Source organism: Brevibacillus fortis (assembly GCF_003013395.1).
Classification (GTDB): Bacteria; Bacillota; Bacilli; order Brevibacillales; family Brevibacillaceae; genus Brevibacillus; species Brevibacillus fortis.
In genome coordinates, this window is the sequence record NZ_PXZM01000003.1 from 597328 (window position 1) to 617310 (window position 19983).

Annotated in this window: 21 protein-coding genes and 2 riboswitches; of the genes, 8 read left to right on the forward strand and 13 right to left on the reverse strand. The window is 48.1% G+C overall.

Going from position 1 to position 19983, the window contains the following annotated elements; translation table 11 throughout:
* Positions 1-9: 9 nt before the first annotated feature.
* Genes gcvPB through gcvT form a run of 3 tightly spaced genes read right to left on the reverse strand, consistent with a single transcriptional unit; the run spans position 10 to position 3969 of the window.
* The gene (gene gcvPB / locus C7R93_RS04560; protein ID WP_106837671.1) at positions 10-1479 is read right to left on the reverse strand and encodes an aminomethyl-transferring glycine dehydrogenase subunit GcvPB; all 1470 of its coding nucleotides are present in this window, start codon (positions 1477-1479) and stop codon (positions 10-12) included.
* The gene (gene gcvPA / locus C7R93_RS04565; protein ID WP_106837672.1) at positions 1472-2824 is read right to left on the reverse strand and encodes an aminomethyl-transferring glycine dehydrogenase subunit GcvPA; all 1353 of its coding nucleotides are present in this window, start codon (positions 2822-2824) and stop codon (positions 1472-1474) included. The genes gcvPB and gcvPA overlap by 8 nt, the downstream gene beginning before the upstream one ends.
* A 41-nt stretch (positions 2825-2865) precedes the next feature.
* A complete protein-coding gene (gene gcvT, locus C7R93_RS04570) occupies positions 2866-3969 on the reverse strand; it encodes a glycine cleavage system aminomethyltransferase GcvT (protein WP_106837673.1) in 1104 nt (367 codons plus the stop codon).
* Between the two features lie 78 nt (positions 3970-4047).
* A riboswitch (glycine riboswitch) is annotated at positions 4048-4164 on the reverse strand.
* Positions 4165-4262: riboswitch (glycine riboswitch) on the reverse strand.
* A 221-nt stretch (positions 4263-4483) separates the two neighbouring features.
* On the opposite strand from gcvT, the gene C7R93_RS04575 reads away from it, so the two are divergent.
* From C7R93_RS04575 to C7R93_RS04585, 3 genes are all read left to right on the forward strand, one after another.
* Complete coding sequence (locus tag C7R93_RS04575; protein WP_106837674.1) at positions 4484-6190, forward strand: DEAD/DEAH box helicase; 1707 nt, start codon at positions 4484-4486, stop codon at positions 6188-6190.
* 36 nt (positions 6191-6226) lie between these two features.
* Positions 6227-7351 (forward strand): YqhG family protein, encoded by a 1125-nt coding sequence (locus C7R93_RS04580; protein WP_106837675.1) that lies wholly within the window; start codon positions 6227-6229, stop codon positions 7349-7351.
* Positions 7352-7461: 110 nt separating this feature from the next.
* Positions 7462-8319, forward strand: a complete 858-nt coding sequence (locus C7R93_RS04585) for a hypothetical protein (protein ID WP_106837676.1) — start codon at positions 7462-7464, stop codon at positions 8317-8319.
* A gap of 33 nt (positions 8320-8352) precedes the next feature.
* Here C7R93_RS04585 and C7R93_RS04590 read toward each other — a convergent pair whose 3' ends face one another.
* From C7R93_RS04590 to C7R93_RS04610, 5 genes are all read right to left on the reverse strand, one after another.
* Entirely contained in the window at positions 8353-8607 is a 255-nt protein-coding gene (locus C7R93_RS04590; RefSeq protein WP_106837677.1) for a YkuS family protein, read from the reverse strand.
* A gap of 39 nt (positions 8608-8646) precedes the next feature.
* Positions 8647-8808, reverse strand: coding sequence for a YqzE family protein (locus C7R93_RS04595; protein WP_106837678.1), 162 nt, complete (start codon positions 8806-8808; stop codon positions 8647-8649).
* Between the two features lie 57 nt (positions 8809-8865).
* Entirely contained in the window at positions 8866-9387 is a 522-nt protein-coding gene (locus C7R93_RS04600; protein ID WP_106837679.1) for a shikimate kinase, read from the reverse strand.
* On the reverse strand, positions 9384-11252 hold the full coding sequence (locus C7R93_RS04605; RefSeq protein ID WP_106837775.1) for a stalk domain-containing protein: 1869 nt from the start codon (positions 11250-11252) through the stop codon (positions 9384-9386). The genes C7R93_RS04600 and C7R93_RS04605 overlap by 4 nt, the downstream gene beginning before the upstream one ends.
* A gap of 198 nt (positions 11253-11450) precedes the next feature.
* Entirely contained in the window at positions 11451-12410 is a 960-nt protein-coding gene (locus C7R93_RS04610; protein WP_106837680.1) for a helix-turn-helix transcriptional regulator, read from the reverse strand.
* Positions 12411-12553: 143 nt separating this feature from the next.
* On the opposite strand from C7R93_RS04610, the gene modA reads away from it, so the two are divergent.
* Genes modA through C7R93_RS04625 form a run of 3 tightly spaced genes read left to right on the forward strand, consistent with a single transcriptional unit; the run spans position 12554 to position 14747 of the window.
* Positions 12554-13351 (forward strand): molybdate ABC transporter substrate-binding protein, encoded by a 798-nt coding sequence (gene modA, locus C7R93_RS04615; RefSeq protein WP_106837681.1) that lies wholly within the window; start codon positions 12554-12556, stop codon positions 13349-13351.
* Positions 13352-13381: 30 nt separating this feature from the next.
* The gene (gene modB, locus C7R93_RS04620) at positions 13382-14068 is read left to right on the forward strand and encodes a molybdate ABC transporter permease subunit (protein WP_106837682.1); all 687 of its coding nucleotides are present in this window, start codon (positions 13382-13384) and stop codon (positions 14066-14068) included.
* Positions 14069-14084: 16 nt separating this feature from the next.
* Positions 14085-14747, forward strand: a complete 663-nt coding sequence (locus tag C7R93_RS04625; protein ID WP_106837683.1) for an ABC transporter ATP-binding protein — start codon at positions 14085-14087, stop codon at positions 14745-14747.
* A 32-nt stretch (positions 14748-14779) separates the two neighbouring features.
* Here C7R93_RS04625 and C7R93_RS04630 read toward each other — a convergent pair whose 3' ends face one another.
* Positions 14780-15544 carry a LamB/YcsF family protein gene (locus tag C7R93_RS04630; RefSeq protein ID WP_106837684.1) on the reverse strand — a complete coding sequence of 255 codons (765 nt, stop codon included), beginning with the start codon at positions 15542-15544 and terminating at the stop codon, positions 14780-14782.
* Between the two features lie 144 nt (positions 15545-15688).
* A complete protein-coding gene (locus tag C7R93_RS04635) occupies positions 15689-16033 on the reverse strand; it encodes a YlbG family protein (protein WP_106837685.1) in 345 nt (114 codons plus the stop codon).
* Between the two features lie 75 nt (positions 16034-16108).
* Between C7R93_RS04635 and C7R93_RS04640 the strand changes: the two genes are divergently transcribed.
* Positions 16109-16438 carry a hypothetical protein gene (locus C7R93_RS04640; protein ID WP_106837686.1) on the forward strand — a complete coding sequence of 110 codons (330 nt, stop codon included), beginning with the start codon at positions 16109-16111 and terminating at the stop codon, positions 16436-16438.
* A 1-nt stretch (position 16439) separates the two neighbouring features.
* Here C7R93_RS04640 and C7R93_RS04645 read toward each other — a convergent pair whose 3' ends face one another.
* Positions 16440-16895 (reverse strand): YlbF/YmcA family competence regulator, encoded by a 456-nt coding sequence (locus C7R93_RS04645; protein ID WP_106837687.1) that lies wholly within the window; start codon positions 16893-16895, stop codon positions 16440-16442.
* A 72-nt stretch (positions 16896-16967) separates the two neighbouring features.
* A complete protein-coding gene (locus C7R93_RS04650; protein WP_106837688.1) occupies positions 16968-18863 on the reverse strand; it encodes a hypothetical protein in 1896 nt (631 codons plus the stop codon).
* Between the two features lie 61 nt (positions 18864-18924).
* On the opposite strand from C7R93_RS04650, the gene C7R93_RS04655 reads away from it, so the two are divergent.
* The gene (locus tag C7R93_RS04655; RefSeq protein WP_106837689.1) at positions 18925-19365 is read left to right on the forward strand and encodes a protease complex subunit PrcB family protein; all 441 of its coding nucleotides are present in this window, start codon (positions 18925-18927) and stop codon (positions 19363-19365) included.
* An 88-nt stretch (positions 19366-19453) separates the two neighbouring features.
* Here the strand turns inward: C7R93_RS04655 and C7R93_RS04660 are convergent, their stop codons facing one another.
* Positions 19454-19873: a thioredoxin domain-containing protein gene (locus C7R93_RS04660; RefSeq protein WP_106837690.1), complete on the reverse strand. Its 420-nt coding sequence runs from the start codon at positions 19871-19873 to the stop codon at positions 19454-19456.
* Between the last annotated feature and the right edge of the window lie 110 nt (positions 19874-19983).

Here is a 19983-nt window from a genome sequence, read left to right on the forward strand (position 1 = left end):
AATCGAAGATTATGCTTGCGGCTGATAACGCAGGATCGGCTTTCTTGCCGCTGTCGCTTCATCCAAACGTTTGACCACAGTGGTATGAGGAGCTTCCTGAACGATTTCTGGCGTTTCCTCGCACTCGCGGGCAATTTGCAGCATGACGTCGATGAACTCATCGAGCGTTTCTTTTGTCTCGGTTTCGGTCGGTTCGATCATGAGGCACTCGTCTACGATCAATGGGAAGTAGATCGTTGGCGGGTGATAGCCAAAGTCGAGCAAGCGTTTTGCGATATCGAGCGTGCGAACGCCCAGCTTCTTCTGGATCACACCAGACAAAACGAACTCGTGCTTGCAGACGCGGTCAAATGGCAGATGATAAGCCGTTGCCAGACGACGCATCATGTAGTTGGCTGAGAGCACTGCGTTTTGGGAAACTTGCAGCAAGCCTTCTGGACCCATTGTACGAATGTAGCTGTACGCACGAACGAGAATACCGAAGTTGCCGTTGTAGCCTTTTACACGACCGATGGAAGCCGGACGATTGCTATCCCAGTAGAAGCTTCCGTCTTCCTTCTTCGCTACGATTGGTGTAGGCAGGAATGGCTCGAGAACTTTTTTCACGCCGACTGGACCTGCACCTGGACCGCCACCGCCGTGAGGTCCTGTAAACGTTTTGTGCAAGTTCAGATGCACCACGTCGAAGCCCATGTCTCCCGGACGGGCAATTCCCAAAATCGCGTTCGCATTCGCACCATCGTAGTACAGCAGACCGCCAGCTTCATGGACGATTTTCGCCATTTCCACGATATCTTCCTCAAACAGTCCGAGTGTGTTCGGGTTTGTCAGCATCAAGGCAGCTGTGTCAGGACCAACCGCATCACGCAGTGCTTGAATGTCAACCAATCCCCGATCGTCAGATGCAATGGTTACGGTATCCAAGCCAGCTACAGCAGCAGATGCCGGGTTCGTACCATGTGCGGAGTTCGGCACGATTACTTTGGTACGGTGGCCTTCTCCACGGCTTTCGTGGTAGGCACGAATCATCATCAATCCTGTCCATTCACCCGCAGCACCAGCAGCTGGTTGCAGGGTCACAGCGTCCATCCCGGTGATCTCTGCGAGCTCTTCTTGCAGATTGTACAAAAGCTCCAAGGCACCTTGTACTGTTTCTTCCGGTTGGTACGGATGTGTCTGCGCGAAGCCTGCATAACGGGCAACGTCTTCGTTGATTTTCGGGTTGTATTTCATCGTGCAAGAACCGAGCGGATAGAAGCCATTGTCTACCCCGTGGTTGCGACGAGACAGTTCTGTATAGTGACGAACCAATTGCAGCTCAGATACCTCTGGCAGCTCAGCTGGTGTTTCGCGAATGAGATGCTTTGGCAAAAGGCTTGCTACTTCTACTTCTGGAACATCCAATGCCGGCAAATTGTAGCCCACACGGCCTGGTTTGCTCATTTCAAAGATCAGTGCTTTCTCCTGGTCGTTACGCACGTGTGATCGCCTCCAATTCAGCCGCCAATGTGTCGATTTCTTCTTTGGTACGTAGCTCAGTTACTGCAAACAAGGTATGATTCGCAAGCTCTGGATAGTCGAGACCGAGATCATAGCCCCCGATGATTCCAGCAGCCAGCAGCCCTTTGTTCACTTCTGCAACTGGTTTGTTCAGCTTCACGACAAACTCGTTAAAGAATGGTGAGGTGTATACGATCTCCAAGCCTTTTGCTTGCAGGGCATTCTTGGCGTAATGAGCTTTTTGCAGGTTCATCATCGCCATTTCTTGTACCCCCTGCTTGCCGAGTCCTGTCATGGCAATGGAAGCAGCCAAAGCGAGCAGCGCTTGGTTCGAGCAGATATTGGAAGTCGCTTTTTCACGACGAATATGTTGTTCACGTGCTTGCAGCGTCAATACGAAGCCGCGTTTGCCATTTTCGTCCTTCGTTTGACCAACGATACGACCTGGCATTTTGCGCATCAATTTGGATGTCGTAGCGAAATATCCGCAGTGCGGTCCGCCAAAGGATGCTGCAATACCGAATGGCTGCATGTCGCCCACTACGATATCTGCGCCCAATTTGCCTGGCGCCTCCAGTACACCCAGAGCAAGCGGATTGGAGGATGTGATCAACAGTGCACCTTTTCCGTGCGCAATTGGTTCAATCGCTCCCAAGTCCTCGACGTTTCCGAAGAAGTTCGGATACTGCACGATGACCGCTGCTGTGTTTTCATCGACAAGCGCTTCCAGAGCCGCTGTATCTGTAACGCCATCGCTGTTGATACCTACTTCAACCAGCTCAACGTTTTGTCCATACGCATATGTTTTCAAAACACCACGCGCTTCCGGATGTACAGCGCGCGAAACGATTACGCGCTTTTTGCCAGTGTGACCAGCAGCCATCATCGCTGCCTCTGCCAAAGAAGTCGCGCCGTCATACATCGAGGAGTTTGCTACCTCCATGCCTGTCAGCTCACATACCATCGTTTGGAACTCAAAAATAGCTTGCAGCTCACCTTGGCTGATCTCTGGCTGATAAGGTGTATAAGCGGTAAAGAATTCTCCGCGGAGCAGCATGTGATTGACTGTGCTCGGCGTGTAATGCTGATAAACACCTGCACCGAGGAAGTTAACATGCGTGCTAAAGTTCACGTTTTTATTTGCGAGGCGTGTAAAATACTTCACCAAATCTGGCTCGGAAAGGGCTTCTGGAATATTCAAAGCACCTTTGAAGCGTACTTCTTCCGGAATATCAGCAAACAGTTCTTCGATGCTTGAAATGCCAAGCGTTTCCAGCATTTCGCGCTTGTCCTGATCAGTTTGGGGCAGGTAGCGGTATTTCACGGACGTTGTCCTCCTCTAAAAGGATGTATGTGGTGGATCGATTAGTTTTTCGGGCGTTTATAAAATGGAGCGGCAACGATTTCTGCTTTGAGACGTTTTCCGCGAATTTCTACTTCTACTTGTGTACCTAACGCAGCATGCTCGGTTTTTACGAGAGCGAGACCGACGTTCTTCTTCAAGGTTGGAGATTGTGTTCCTGTCGTCACTTCGCCAATGAGCTCTTCCCCCACATAGACGGGGTAATGCGTCCGTGGAATCCCACGGTCGATCATTTCGATCCCTACCAGCTTGCGCGGGGCACCATTTTCTTTTTGTGCCTTCAGCACTTCCTGACCGATGAACGGCACTTCTTTGTCTACCTTGACAGCGAAGCCAATGCCCGCTTCGATCGGTGTGATGTCTTTGCTGAGCTCTTGGCCGTACAGTGGCAGCTTGGCTTCAAAACGAAGCGTATCGCGCGCACCGAGACCGCACGGCAAAAGACCTTCTTCTTTTCCTGCTGCGAGCAAGATGTCCCACAGCTCTGCCGAACGATTGGCATCCAAATAAATCTCAAAGCCATCCTCGCCTGTATAGCCAGTACGGGAGACCAATGCCGGAATGCCGCTCACTTGCACATCTCGCTCAAAACGGAAAAAGCCGATTTGAGACAAGTCAGTAGTCGTCAGCTTTTGCAGAATGGATTCTGCCAAAGGACCTTGAATCGCGATTTGTGCTGTCTGTGGCGAAATATTCTCAATCGTTACGCCTGGAATCAGATGTTCTTCTAGCCACGCATAGTCTTTGTCGATATTGCCCGCGTTGATGACGAGCAGGTAATGATCATCTGCATACTTGTAAACAAGCAGATCATCTATCGTCCCACCATCCGGGTAGCAGAGCACACTGTACTGCGCCTGTCCAATTGCCAGCTTGGATACGTCATTCGTAGTCACACGCTGGAGATAAGAAAGAGCGTTTTCCCCTTTTACGTCCACTTCTCCCATATGGGAAACATCAAATAGACCAGCTTTTGTCCGAACGGCTTCATGCTCTTGACCAATGCTTGTAAACTGCACTGGCAGATCCCACCCACCGAAGTCGATGGTTTTCGCGCCATACTTTGCATAAGAATCAAATAGTGGCGTACGTTTCAAATTGGACATGTGGCACCTCCTGTGAACAATAAGATCCAAAACAAAACAGAGGAGGAAAAACGGGTACACCAAAATAATGGTGCCCATTTCTCCTCCTCTGTCCTTGGTACCTGAGAGTTACCTTGCGAATCACGTGAGGGTTACATCGTTCCCCCATATGCAAGTTTCCCCTTTGGTGGCTCGTGTGAGCTCTCTCCAGAGTTGCGTCCGGTAGAGGTACTTTTGCCTGAGAGATTCACCGTTACCGGCTTGCTCCTTCGGCGCTGCCAAGCGTTCAAGCAGTCTCTCCCTACTACCATCATTCGCGGTTGTTTCATGGTCATACATAAGTTTTTGCTATCATTTCCATACTAATAGATGTACTACCTCTTTATCCTACCATGAGAGCTCGAAGTTGAAAATATACAAATTAACAGTCAGATTCAGAAAAACTTAACAAAACACATTGACAATAGAAAAACGTTCAGTTTTTTGGCGTTAACCATGAAAGTTATGGCAGAGCAACGTAAAGGGGTATCTATTTATGCCGAATGTTCCTATTTCATTTGATACGAGTTGGATCAATCCGCTTACAGAACGCTTGCAAGAAGATGGTCCCTGGGATAAGTGGGAGCTGTTCAAGCTCTCCTTGGAAGCGGAAGAAGCGATGGCTGTTCCCGAGTTTGACCAGCTGCAATGTCTGAAATACCTCCCACTCTTGTCGCCATTTCCTCACCAGTTGGAGACGGCGAAACGTGTCCTGTTAGAGATGCGCGGCCGTGCCATCCTCGCAGATGAGGTCGGTCTGGGAAAGACGATCGAAGCAGGGTTGATCATGAAGGAGTACATGGTTCGTGGCTTGGCTAAAAAAATTCTCGTTCTGGTTCCCGCCTCTCTCGTCATTCAATGGACAAAAGAGCTTCATCAAAAATTCGGCATTTCAGCAGTGGCGCAAAAAAAAGAGTATATGTGGCGGCAGCACGAAGTCGTAGTCGCATCGATTGATACAGCAAAACGAGACCCTCACAGGCGTCACGTTCTCGACATCGATTACGACATGCTCATCATCGACGAAGCTCATAAACTCAAAAATAAACGGACACGCAACTATCAGTTCGTCAAAGAAATCCGTAAAAAATATTGCCTGCTCCTTACAGCAACTCCGATTCAAAATGAGATGGACGAGCTGTACAACCTCATCAATTTGTTAAAGCCAGGTCACCTTGGCCATACTTCCACCTTCTCTACCAATTACGTAGAGGGCAAACGCCAATCCAAAAACAGCGAGAAATTGCGAGAAGAAATTGAAAAGGTCATGATTCGCAACAAACGAAGTGATGGTGGTATCCAATTCACCAGTCGTCGCGTTCAGTCGATTCCGATTGACCTTTCCCCTGAGGAAATGACCTTGTACGAAGGTGTGACCCGCTTTGTCCGCGAGCAATATCAAACAGGATTTGGGGTTGGAGGCTTCAACTCCCTTGCTCTGATTACCTTACAGCGAGAGGTCTGCTCTAGTAAGGAAGCTGCGTTCATGACGCTGTATAATATGCACCAGCGCACCGGCGAGAACTCTCCTTTGCGTACGCAAATTCTTGAGCTAGTAGAGATGATCAAACAAATAGAGACGCATTCCAAGGCTGCCAAAACGGTTGAGCTCATTCAACAAATCAACGACAAAGTGATCATTTTTACAGAGTATCGGGCAACACAAAACTATCTGCAAAAGTATTTGCACGACCACGGCATTACTTCCGTCCCCTTCCGCGGCGGCTTTAAACGCAGTAAAAAAGACTGGATGACAGATCTTTTCCAAAATCGTGCACAAGTCCTGATCGCGACGGAAGCTGGCGGGGAAGGCATCAATTTGCAGTTCTGCAATCAGGTAATCAATTACGACATGCCTTGGAATCCCATGCGAGTGGAGCAACGAATCGGTCGTGTCCATCGCCTGGGACAAAAAAGGGATGTACACATTTACAATTTATCTACAATAGGAACGATCGAAGAGCATATTCTCAACCTGCTGTATGAAAAAATCGATCTGTTTGAAATGGTCATCGGTGAACTCGATGATATTGTGGAGCGCCTGAATCTAAGTCAGTCCTTGGAAGATAATCTGATTCAAATTATTATGGATTCCCGCTCCTCCAAAGAAATGGCGTTGAAGCTCGATAACATTGGTCACGCGATTCGAGCAAGCAAAATAACAAAAGCAGCGGTCCCGCTTTCTGAGGCGGCTGACCAATAAATCTTGCTGGAAACGAAAAAGAAAAGAGGTCTCTTGATGCAGCAACAACAGGTCAGACAATTTGTCGAGCGCTATTTAGCGACTTTTTCTGCCCATATCGTCGAATCTCACCCGGAATATTTGACAGTCAAACTCCCTGTTGAGGTGGACAAGGATATCGGCAACCGCCCTTTTTACTGGAGCTGGGTGGATAAGATGAATTTGGCTTATCAGCCATTAGTGCTCACCTTTACTTTTCATCCGGATTGCACGCCTGAGGGTTTGCGGTCCGAGCATCTGCACCTTGGTGCTGCACGCATGCAACAAATTTTCGCTTCAGCCAAAAAGCATGGCAGCTTTGTCTGTATGTACGAGCAACAAGGTGGCATTTTAGGCAATGCCGGTAAGCGTCGCTCAACCCCTCTCGTGCCTTGGCTCGGAATGAACTTGAAAATTTCCCTACTTTGTGACAAGCGACGCGACATTCTGTTGTATATGGGAATTAATTTGCATCAACCACGGATGGTGACGGATTTCACTTCATTTTTATTTCAACTTTCCTTGACCCCCGCGATCCCCGACTACTATTACACGCTGGATCGAAGGGTCACCATACAGGAAGCCCTCCAAATGGCACAACAGGAAGTCGAACATACATTGGAACAAGAAGATCAGCAATGGGCGGAGGACGCGCGCGCACGTTTGACCGAAGAAATGACCATTTTGGAAGCGTATTATGAGGAATTGGCACGGCGCGAACCACAAAATGAGCAGACAGACGCAGACGAAACGGAAGAAGAAGTAGAGCAACCGGAAGCTCAGTCATCACTCGAACAGGAAGCTCCGCATCCCGAACCTGATCCTGCTGGGCCACCTTCTGTCGAACAGCCAATAGCTTTTGACGAATATCGGGCTTCTGGTGGACGAATCCTCGACTTTTTACGTGCAAATGGAATCCAAACCACCCCACGCGAAGAGATTAATCAGGCGGAATGGAAGAAGAGCACGCCAGATGAGGAAAGACAACGCCGAAAAGACGAGCTGGCATGGCAATACGAGCCGCGGATCGAGGTTCAGTTCATCAATGGTGGCTTGTTCTATTTATCTTCCGTCCCTCCCCTCATGCGGTCTTCGAAAGCAAAAAGCATGCGACATCTCCCCGCATCTGGGCGAATCATGTAAAAGATCAACGAGAAAATGTGGAATAGAAAAGACACGTTGCAACAAATCTTTTTGTCATAGCTGGTTACAATAGGAATAGGTTAAGCCTTTACAAAAGGTGGTGCATAGTTGTGACCAGACGATTTCTTCCTTTTATCGCTGCTCTTTTGTCTCTGATGCTGCTTTCCTTACCAGCTTTTGCGCAAGACGAGGCAAGCTGGGACAAGCAATTCCAAGCACAAATTCGAGAATGGATGGATGCTATCTCAAGCCGAGACCCACAATTCAAGCAATGGCAGGACGCAAAGACGGACGTGCAAACACTTGGTGCAGGGCAACATCAATGGCTGGTAAGTATAAAGAAGGCGGACAAGCAAGTCGGATATTTGGTAATAGGAGAATCACCAGATTCAACTTCCCATGAGAAATTCGTCCTGCTGGAATACGGTGTCGGGGAGTACATCTTGTTCGATGACGCCTTTGCTCCGAAAGAAATAGCGGCAGAACCAGTTTATGACGGGTTTGCTTCCCACTGGCTGATCACCCAGAAGCCAGATACACAAATGGTCAATGCAAAAACAGGAGAAATGTATCCCACTTCTTTTCAAGTCAGTGAGCCTACTGTCGATGCTTTTGCAAGCGAGCAGCTCATACAAAATGGGCAGCGCCTGACGCAAACGAGAATTTTAAGCGCTATCGAGGCTGATCCTTTTGACCATATTGGGTGGGTTAGCCAAATGAGTACAACAGACACAGACGTGTCCTGGAACCAATTGTGGCGACAAGATTATACCTCGCCTGTAACATTGGCCGTCCCGATTCATCAATCGCAAGTACTGGCTCCCTTTGTCGTGGGGTCCCTGCATTTATGGAATGACCAAAATGCGTATGTGGGCGTATGGGATGAGGGTCTGCGCTTTGTCCCGTATTCCTATGCTCATCGCGTCGGACGATTTTTTGTAAACGAAACAAGCTCTCCTTCCGAATAACCGGTTGGAGAGCTTGTTTTTTACGTGTTTTATTCACCGATGATTTGTAGGAGACAGACGTTCATGAACGGCATGAAAAATTTCATTGACCGTCATTCCCTCTGCATTAATGACGGGAGCTCCTGTAATCGTTTTGTTTTGATTACCCAGTACGTTGATGTCCTGGCCTGTGATGACAATCGCATCTACAACCTGCTGCCAGTTGCCCAGATCAACAACATCGTAACCATTTTGACGCAACATCTCGCACACTTCAGACAGGGAATTTTCTACCGCTACTCTCGCCATATGCACCCTCCGTCTTCGTTCATGGTAGGTTTACGAATTTTATTTGCGCCACAACAGTCGAATGGACATCGGAATGGCACCAAACCAGCGTGAAGCCCATGACTCGCGTGGAGTCTTACGCAAACGGCGTTCATCTTTTGGGGTATCCACGTACTGAACAAACTGTTTTGTCAGGTACTTTAAATATTCCTGAAAGGACATCACACTTGACCTCCTTCTTACTCGCGGATTCACACCACGGCGCAAGCGCTGTCCCCTCTATTGTTCCCCGTCCTGCGTTCTTTCAACCACTTGGGTCGTAATTTCCAACACAATATCGGAAAGGCTCTTTCCTGTCGTATCCACCTGAATCGGCGCGAAATCGTATACACCTGCGCGCTCTGCCATTAAGGTTTTTACCCTTGTCGCTACTCCTCCTGCCAACAAAGGCCTACCTGTATCATTTTCCAAACGCTTGATGAGCTCTTCTTCTGTGGCATGCAGCGCGATGACGATGCCATGCTCCATCATCATCTCTACGTTTTGCTTCCGCAATACAGCTCCTCCACCAGTTGTTACTACCTGAGATCCTTCTGCCAGTAATTGTGCAAGACGTTTCGTCTCGACGTCTCGGAAATACGCTTCGCCTTGAGCGGTGAATATTTCTGGAATACTGCGCCCTTCGCTTTCCACAATCGCATCATCCAAGTCCGTATGCTTCATTCCTAAAGAAGCAGCGAGTGCGGCGCCCACCGTAGTTTTTCCAGTTCCCATAAATCCGACCAACACCAGATTCGTCATTTTGTTTCTGCCGCCTTTCCAATCGTTCGGTGTGTATTGATCTTCACTGTTTTTTGTTGTTGATTGTATACTGTCTCATATCCCATTGCTTGTTCAAAAAATGACAGTGGGACCATCGTACGTTCTTTGATTTCGATTAACGGGCTGCCTAAATCTATTCGCTTCCCAGCTACGTCAGCAAAGCGCTCCCGTTCCTTTATAAATACTTCGCGTCCATTTCCTTTTACGCGGATCATTTGCTTCTTGTCGTCCCAGCTAATCGCTAGTCCCATTTTCTCACCTAGCTCACGCAGCGGAATGTACACCGTATTTTGGGTTACCCGCGCCGGAATCGATGGATAAAAACTCATGTTGTTGATGATCGTGGTGATATAGGGCTCCAACTGCAATGCACCAAAGCCATTCTTATTTGCACTATTGGTATACAGGGTGAAATATTTTGCTTCCCCTTGCAAGGTTTGCCCAAGTGCCTGGTCGAGATGCTCTGCACCAATGACACTGCCATGATAATTTTGCTGGACGCGCTGCAAGAATCGCTTATACGCATCGTCACCGATCTTGCTGCGCAGGTTGTCAAACAGGAGTGCTCCCCGGGAATACCAGGTCAGCTTAAACTCTTCTTCTGTGACAAACTTCTGCAACGGCTTGTCCAGCTTTCCATTTGGATAACGCTCCTGCAAACGTTTGACATCCCGGTTGTACTCGTCTAACAGACTCGTAGCTGATTGCGCACCATAACGCTTCTGCAAGTAATGATACACGCCGAGCTCCACCAGCCCCTCATCAAGCCACCCATGCGAGGACTCCAGTGTAGCCACACTGTTGTACCACCAAAGATGCCCCACCTCATGCGGAAGCCAATGATCGAGCAGATTGTTATGATGCATGTCTCTTTTGAATATGGCGAGGTTAGCGTATTCCATCGCGTACGTCGTTCCTGTACTTGTCTCCGCAATCGCCACGTGTGGATACGGCAACGGACCGAACATATCGATAAAAGTAGGAAATACTGATTGGGCAATGGTCTTGATTCTTTCAATGTTTCCTTTATCGACGGATGCAATGTCAACCGATAAATTCGGAGCAAATTGAATCGTTTCAATGTGATAAAGCGGGCTTCCCACCAGTCCAAAGTTCAACAGATTTTTTGCTTGATAATGGACTTGCTGCTTACTGCCACCAACTGCCTTCGATTGTCCTCTGCCCCATGAACTGACCCATTGGTAGCCTTGTGGAGAGGTAAATGACACATCATAATCCCCATAGTGGTAAACGAATGGATCACCAAAATCAACGCGTTGCGGAGGGTCATACCAAACGCCTTTTTGATTTTGGGCACCGAGCATCGGATACCATGTCGTCAACGTCCATATATCGTCTTTGACTCCAAAGCGAGTACCCCTACGCGGAACCGGGTTCTCGAATTCAATGGTTAAAGCGCCACGAAGCTCCTTTCCGAGAGGATTGGCCATCTTCACCAGCGATTGACCACGTTCAAAAGAAAGCGGCTTGTCCTTGTAGCGAATCGACTTCACCGTCATTTTGTTCCACAGGTAGTCGTAAATATACAGCCGTACATCTGGCGTCTTCGGGTTGTCGAACTCCAAGGTCATGTTTCCCGTTATTTTTGCTTCAGACGTATGTAATTCAGCTTGAATCTTATATACAGGGTTTAGATCCTTTACATAAGACGGCAGTGGAGGATCATATGAGAATGGATCGACGAACTTTTGCTCCTCCTCCGGAGATTGATTCATGGCAATGATTTGAGAAATTGCTGGCCAATACGCGACGACCCCAGCTGAGCCAAAAAAAACGAGGATCGTCACACATACTAGCAAGCTCGTTTTATGTAGTGATTTCATGACAGCCCCCATATAATAAATCGCCCGGCGGCAGGCGCTAAATGTTTTTGTTTCATTGTAGCAAATATATGTCAAACTGAGTAGAAAATCAGGAGATTCTGTAGAGAAAACGCCATATTTGACGATAATCTCTTTCCTGCGAAAAATAAAAAAGCCGCCACTCATTGTATCGTAATGATTGGCAGCTTTCTTTAGCTTTTACCAAGTTTCGTACATAATTTTTCCGGTTTGGCTGAGATCATAGCCTCCAACTGCTTCTAATTCCTTTTGAAACGGGAGTGACCCGAGAACATCAAGAACGGCTTGAATGAGCTGTTCGTTGTCCTTGTTTTTCAATAAGACGAGGTCATATCGCTCACGCACAGTTGGTACAAACTCCACTCCGACGAGTGAAGCTGCCTTTTCTATGCCCACCCCTACGTCTGCCTCGCGCCGTGCCACTACCCCTGCGACTGCCAGATGATTGGACTCTTCCCGATCAAAGCCAATTACGTCACTCCCCGCTATTTTTGCCAATCGAAACTGCTCTTCAATCAAAGTGCGTGCACCGGATCCTTTTTCCCGATTGACCATTCGAATACCTGGCTTGGTAAAATCACTCCATGTCTTGATCTGTTTCGGATTGCCTGCCTGAACGTAGAATCCCGCCCAACGTGACAGCATATTGACGACGACATAACGATGCCCACACAATATGCGACGAATGTACGGGACATTGTATTCATTGGTATCCCCATCGTACAAATGCGTGCTGACGATATCCGCCTTACCCGCATACATCGCCACGAGGCTGTTCAGAGAGCCCACGTACGAGCGAAGCGGTCGGTATGCCTCATCCTTTTTCTCCAGATGCCCCGCCAGCAAATCCAGGCTCACATCCTGCCCGCTGATAATGATATTGCGGCCTGTACCAGCCTGCTCATGTCGTGACGATTGCTGAGCTTGTCCTGTCTCTCGAATGCTAACAGCTGAGGCTTGTCTGTATTCTCCCTTTGCCTTCGCCTTGTACGCTTCCAGATCGCTTTCGTCTACGCGCATTTGCCGACCGACGCGATAAGCGGGCAGCTCTCCTTTTTTAATCAGATCGTAGACCGTCAGCTTGGAAATACGTAGAATTTTCGCTATTTCTTCTGTGGTATAAGAATTTTGTTGACTCATGTCCCGCCTCCGTCATCTCCTTTGCTATATTTTCAATCAAGTGTCGTAAAATCGCAATTGATTATTCATTACGAATCAATATAATCTAGTTATGTCCAGTTATAATTAATTATAACTAAATATAATTATGGAGGTCTTTTTTTATGAAGAAGCACTGGTTAGCTTTATTGGCGGCATTTTGCTTGATGCTCACTGCTTGCTCGACAACACAAACAACACCACAAGCAAGTGAACCGGCCAAAACCGATGCACCAAAGGTCGAACTAATGATATCTGCCGCAGCCAGCTTGACTGATGCCTTGAATGAGTTAAAAACCCAATATGAAACGGAACACCCGGGAACGACCCTGACCTTTAACTTCGGAGGCTCAGGCAAACTCGCTACACAAATTACCCAAGGCGCTCCATCTGACGTATTTTTGTCGGCTAGTAAAAAAGATATGGATGGTCTAGAGGAACAGAACCTGATCAACAAAGACTCTCGCCAAGACTTCACGAAAAACTCGCTTGTTCTCATTGCAGGTAACACAAGCTCTGTCGCTATCACTTCTTTTGAAGAACTGAACAACGCAGCGATCAAGCATATTGCCGTCGGTGAGCCTGAGACAGTCCCAGCAGGACGATATGCAAAAGAAACATTGGATTCGCTGAAATTGTGGGATTCGCTTTCCGCACAAATGGTATTTGGCAGCGATGTTCGCCAAGTTTTGACCTTCGTGGAATCCGGTAACGCGGAAGTCGGTATCGTCTATTCCAGTGATGCCGCAGCTTCGAAAAATGTAAAGGTATTGGCGACAGCCAAGCCTGAATGGCACAAGCCGATCGTTTATCCAGGTGCGGTCGTCAGCGCATCGAAAAACCCTGAAGCAGCAAAAGCTTTTCTTGCCTACTTGACAAGCGACAAAGGAAAAGCGATCTTACAGAAGTACGGGTTTCAATAAACCAGCATAATCGAATGGGAGGTGGCAAGCGTGATCGAAACCAATCTTACTCCTTTGATGCTCTCTCTGAAAGTAGCTGCGCTCTCCACCTCCTTTGTATTTGTCCTTGGGATGGTTTTTGCAAGATGGATGACACAAAAGGATTTTTGGGGGAAGAATGTACTGGAGTCTTTCTTTTTACTTCCGCTCGTTCTCCCTCCCACTGTTGTCGGCTTTGGCTTGTTGATGCTTTTCGGGAAAAACGGTTTTCTCGGCAAGCTTTTGCAAGAATGGTTCAACATTACCGTCGTCTTTACACTGACAGGAGCCGTTATTGCCTCAATTGTCGTTTCCTTTCCGTTGATGTATCAGAGTGCTGTCGCTGCCTTCACAGGAGTTGATCATCGTTTGGAGAATGCGGCACGCACGATGGGCGCTTCCGAATGGCGATTGTTCTGGACCGTCACCTTTCCGTTGGCTTGGCCTGGCCTGTTGGCCGGGTTTGTTCTTTCTTTTGCCCGTGGTTTAGGGGAGTTTGGTGCTACTCTCATGCTCGCAGGCTACATCCCTGGGAAAACCGATACGATTCCCGTCGCCATTTATTTTGCTGTTGAGGCTGGTCAGATGGATAAGGCATTGTTTTGGGTCATCATTATTGTTTCCTTGGGTATGGGTACGACACTCTGGTTGAATTGGTGGAGTCGTCGCAATGTGCGCAGGTACGCCAATCAAAAGTAAGGCAGGTGAATGGTAGATGCTCTCCGTCAACATTCAGAAGCGTTTGCCTGATTTTATTTTGGATGTGTCCTTTTCGGTACAGAAGGAAATTGTCGTGCTGTTCGGACCATCCGGCTCTGGCAAAACAACGATACTGAACAGTATTGCAGGTCTGGTTCATCCTGATACCGGCGTGATCCAATTAAATGAGAACGTCTATTATCGCGAAGGACAGAAGCCGCTTCCCGTTCAAAAGCGCAACATCGGGTATTTATTTCAAGATTATGCGCTGTTCCCTCACATGACGGTGGAGCAAAATGTTCGATACGGCTTGAAAAAGGGACATGAGCTCAATTTGGCTCCATTGTTGTCTACGGTGGGAATCGATCATCTGCTGCAAAAATATCCGCACCAGTTATCCGGAGGACAAAAACAGCGGGTGGCACTCATACGTGCACTTGCTACTGAACCCGACATTCTGCTCCTTGATGAGCCTTTATCCGCACTGGATGCGGATACGCGTAAACAATGCCAGGATGAGTTGCTTCGCCTTCACGCCATCTGGAACATCCCGTTTCTGCTGGTCACCCATGATCGTGAAGAAGCCGAGAAGCTCGCGGATGTCATTTTACTGATCGATAACGGCACAATCAAAGAACGGAAAAATGAAAAAAGCCATCCAGCAACGTCCATTTCCTGATAATGGGATGGCATTGCTGAATGGCTTTTTTACTATCGAGCTGTGATTGGTTCAATCTTCACATCGTTTTGCTTTGCCCATTTATGTACTTCGACAAGAAATTGCAGTATGTCATGGCTCTCGTGGTGGACGCAAAGGGTATCGGCCGCCAAGTCAACGTGCTCGCCATTAACCGTCTTTACTCTTTGTTTCAAAACGAGCTGGCGTGTCTGCTCCATGCGTTCTTCCTTGCTGATCAGCACGCTTCCTTCCAACTCACGCGGGGCCAATCGACCATTCGGCAAATAAGCCCGTTCTGCAAATACTTCCTCTGCCACCTGAAGGCCGTGTTCCAAGCCTGCCTCTACGAGCTTACTGCCAGACAGTGCATACAGAATCAGTTCTTCATCAATATCCGCAATGGCTTGGACCACCGCTTCAGCGAGCTCTGGGCGTTCAGCCGCTTCGTTATATAGGGCGCCATGCAATTTCACATGGTGAAGCTCCCCACCGAGTGCTTTTGTCGTCCCAGCCAAAGCTGCAACTTGATACAACACCAGCTCATACACTTCATTGACAGACAAGTTCATCGAACGACGTCCGAAGCCCTGAATGTCTGCATAACCGGGATGAGCCCCGATTTTCACATCATGCCTGAGTGCAGCTTCGATTGTTCTGCAAATAATATGGGGATCCCCTGCATGCAATCCGCAAGCAATATTAACGGAGGTGATCCATTTCATAATCCCCAAATCCTCTGATTGTCGGCCTCTGCTGAAACCCTCTGCCATATCGCAGTTAATATCCAGATGAATCATGTATGCTCACCTTTCTTTCCCTAATCTATCTTTTGAAAACGCATTCATGCGCGTGGCTTCTCGTTTTCTTCCACTTTAGCATACCATGTACGCCAGTTTAACAAAAGCAAAAAAGCTGCCGAAAAATGGCAGCTTATGAACAACTTATGTCGAACCAACGGTTGCTTGGCTGCTTTCTTCTGTCAGTAAGGTCTCTGCTAGTGCCATTACCTGGTTCTTCTCTTGTTTATAATCGTATTCCTTTGCCTTATCCGGTCTGGCATTGTTGTACTCTACCGGGATCTCATGGCGATGGGAACGTTCAATTTTCGTTACGAAGTGCAGCTTTTCCATAATACGAATCGTTTCATCCAACAAATTGGCATCCACATACATCGAAACGTAATTTAAGCGCTTGGAGATGTAATGAATGGTGCCAAATTTGCGTAAATTTTTGGCGGCACGCGTGTTTTTCACCCACACGGCGACCCCCAGACGTCGCTCTCTCATGTTTTGCCGTCGGTCTCCTTCCCAATCATGGTATACTTACTGGTGAAAGCTTATTACAGAAAGGAATCGTGGTCTATGCTGGCTACGTTTTATCATCAATTCGAGGAAGCGCTTCACCGCGAAAAAATCGTGACCCATAGCAGTTGGCGAACATATGCAGGCCAGCGCTTTTTCTATGTAAGCAGTACGCTCCCTGCTCCTATGCTGACAAAGCAGCTAATGGAAACAGGAGAGCGCCTGACCACTGATACCAAATTAAAGCCAGAATGCATTTACGTGCGTTCTGATGACGTGCAGCATGTGTATCGCTTCCGCTTTCGCGTACCTGACGAAAAGCAATTTTGCTGTGGCAATCTTTGTGAAGACTGTTTTCTGCTACGCCAAAATGAATCGGGTACAGCGTAAATTACGATGGCTTTTTCGTGCTGCATCCACAGCTTCCGCCAGTCCCGCAACCGCTGCCCTGCGCCTCTAAAAATGGATTGTTGCTCGGTACCTTGATTGTTTCTGATACGGAATGAGCAATGGTTCTACTCACCTGATACAAGAGCTCATCCAGAGCATCCTCTGCTCGCTTGAATGCCTGTACGGAATCCCTCAGTTCAATGTTGCGCTTCAGTTCCCGTACTTCTTTGGATATATGATTGTAATCGGGGTGATACTTCCCGAACCGTTGCACATCTTCGTACTGTTCCTTCTTAGCCTCGAACACGACGAGCAGACGTTGCACTTCCTCATCTGCTTCCATTTGGCGTTTGGCCTGCAAGTACCCCGAGACCTCGCGCGATTGGTTAATCATCGTGGACAGCTCATGAGACTCCATTATCAACTGCGTCATATCCACAGCTTCCAATGTATCCATAAAGCGAGACCTCCTTTCGCCGTAAAGCTTGAAAACTTTACGTCATCCCTGATTGTATCACGATGCACACCCTTAGTACAGATATTCGGGCACTACAATGCGCACCCGCTCGATGTTGTCGAGACGATAACACTGTTTGCCGCTCTGTCCAGCGATCGTAACCATCCAGTACCCCATTTCCAGGCGTACTTCTGTCGGTAACCCCCGCAGCTTTTCTTTTCCACTTTGCTGGATCTCCACTTCCAGCTTCAGTTCTGTTGCACGCTTAAACAAGTCCCTCATGGATTGTGGATGATACGATTGGAAATGCTTCGTCCACATTTTGGGTAGCGCGGCGATTTGCTCATTTTGCTCAGGGAACGTGTTTTCAATAGCATAACCGTCCCAAGGCCGTTCGATGAGAAGCAAACCTTTATTCCCCGCTTGACTGTTTTCGCGTGGCTGGAGCTCTTTGCTTGCGCTAGCAACATGTGACAGCGCTTGCGGCTCATAACCAAAGTGACGAAGCAAGCGAATCAGTTCTTTTTCCTGCGAGAACGGAATCAAAAACGCATTTGGGGATATCACTTGGGTAAGAAATGGATGAAAGTCAGGAATTTCGCGCCATTCTTCCAGAAATCCGGCATGCGCTGTCCGCACGAGGAAGTACGGCTCCATTTGAATTTGCCTTGCTGTTCTCGCCCATTGGCTCACAACCTCTATCAAGCTCTCGGGCAACGGATGAACGCAGGAGGCCCTAAGCTTTTCTATGATTTGCTCCTCTGCCCCCCCTTGTGCCAAATACGGTTGCAACAGCCTTGCTTGCAATTCACCCCGAATCAATTGCCCATCAAATTGGAGCTGGCAAAATCGGCTGATTTCCCATACATCCAGCAACGGAACAAGCGGAGGGATTGTAATGGCGCCTGTGGGGTCCACAAACCAGCCTTCCTCTGACGATAATCGCGGCAAGCTACTCCACCGCCAAAAAATCCCTCGCTCCTCGTCCATCCCGAGCTGAATCCATCCTAAGCCTAACAGCACATGCATCCATTGCTCGACAATTAGCGCCTCTGCATTGTCGGGTAAAGGGAATCCTGCTTCTTTTAGCATGCGCAATTGCTCATGGATGGAACACCACTGCTCGAGAGGAACCCGCCTCATCAATTGAACGAAAAATTCCCACCAGTCGCCATGCGGCAAAAATTGTTCCATGACGAGTTGGTACATCTCTTCCCAACGTATGGGCGGTGGTTGATGCAGCCATTGCTTCGTTCGATCGACGTCGAGTACAAGTTCTCGCCCGTCCCGTTGCACCAGGCCCAGTCTGAGAGCAATATCAAGCACAACGGTCAAGGATAAGCCCTCTCTTTGTTCCTGATCGAGCGGTGGAATCACGATTCCCTTTACATGCTCGTCTGTCAGCGAGAGCAGTGGTAGCATTTTTTGCGACATCCTGCGATGAATACTTCCTTTTTGCGTAATGGGAATTTGGTTGTCCCGTATAAACAACAGAAGCCCAAAAAGATCCAGCTGTATCCCTCTGCCTGTTGATATATAATAAGGGAGCGTTTTTGAAAGAGAAACAAAAGCCTGAGAGCCTTCCGGCAGCATTTGATTCGTCAACTGCTCTCGAACCTCTTGTGGCATTAAATAGCCGATCTCACTCCACATTTTCCGTACAGTCAAGATCAGTCCAAGCCGCCGCAATTTTGTCAAGCCGACTGACAGATGTCTGTGCTCTTTTGCCGTTTCACGTTCCCAAGTTCGTTTGCTAAAAAAACCTCTCGTCGCTTTGGTTACGAAAAGCCGGATAACGGCTCGTTCCAACTCATCTGCCTGTTCCCACACTTGCCCAATAAAAACAGGGTCCAATAATCTCGCTGTTACATCTTGCTCTTCGGCAATCTGATATCGTTTGGTCTGTTCATGTAGAATCGCTTGTCGCGTTGATTCGGACAGGTATTCCAGCGAATCCTTCACACGCACGCCTGTCACCTCAGTCTATATGTTGTTCGATCCATTACTTTTACCTATTGGAGGGATCTTGATGTTGCATGTATTTCCTAGTTTGCTTTTAACAGCAACCTTGGCTGTAACGGGTACACAAGTCTTGTCACCTCAACATCCTACCGTATCTGAGCCGGTGGCGAAAGAGGTTGCACAAGCAGATGTTGCATATGAAGCTGTGGCTGCTCCCTATCCGCCTGCCGTACAGGAAGCTTTGAAGAAGGTTCGAAAAAATGGCGGACACACAATTGTCCGTGGTAATGGAAAATCCTATGTAGTCGTAGGTGCGGGACAGCGCCCAACAGGAGGATATCGTTTAGTAGCGGACCAAGTCAAGCGGACAGGCCCTCATGCCTTTGCCGTACACGTTCGGGTACAAGCACCAGCTCCAGGTTCGATGAAAACGCAAGTCATCAGCTATCCGACTTTGGTTATAGCCCTGCCAGACCAGCAAGCAAAAGTCAGTGTGCATATGCGCTAGTCTATCCACGAAAAAAGCCGACAGTTCGAATGCCACAAGGCGTATCGAAGTCGGCTTTTTTCCTTTTCCCAACAATTACCCTCACTTGTCAGGGCTTTACCTCAATGGAAAAGCTCTCTGCAACACCATACGACTCGTGGTTATTATGGGCCAGTTCTACCTTGACCTCATGCTTCCCAGCAGAGATATCCTTCAAGACATAGCTCGACTCAAATACTTTAGCGATCTTTTTGCCGTCGAGGTACAGGTGAACATGCCCTTCCCCGTGCTTGTTTTCTTTCCCCATGTTTTCGAGGGAAAAGGAGAAGTTCGTAACAGCCAATTTGAGTTGCAAATCATCTTTCTCAAGGGTATGCGTCACAGCGAGTGTCGGCGCTGCATGATGAGCGTGCGATTCTTCTGCTACCACTTCGGTTTGCGCTTGTTGGTTCGCGTACACAAACCATTCCACACCAGCCGCAATGGCAATCAATAGAAACAAGCGGAAAAGAAATCTTTTTGTTTTCACCGGAGCTGCTCCCTTCCAAAATGAGTCTTACCCCAGTGTGCCCGACTCCTGATTGGTTCATTCATCCATTTTTGCATGATGATCTAACCTCTGTATCCATACATACTCAG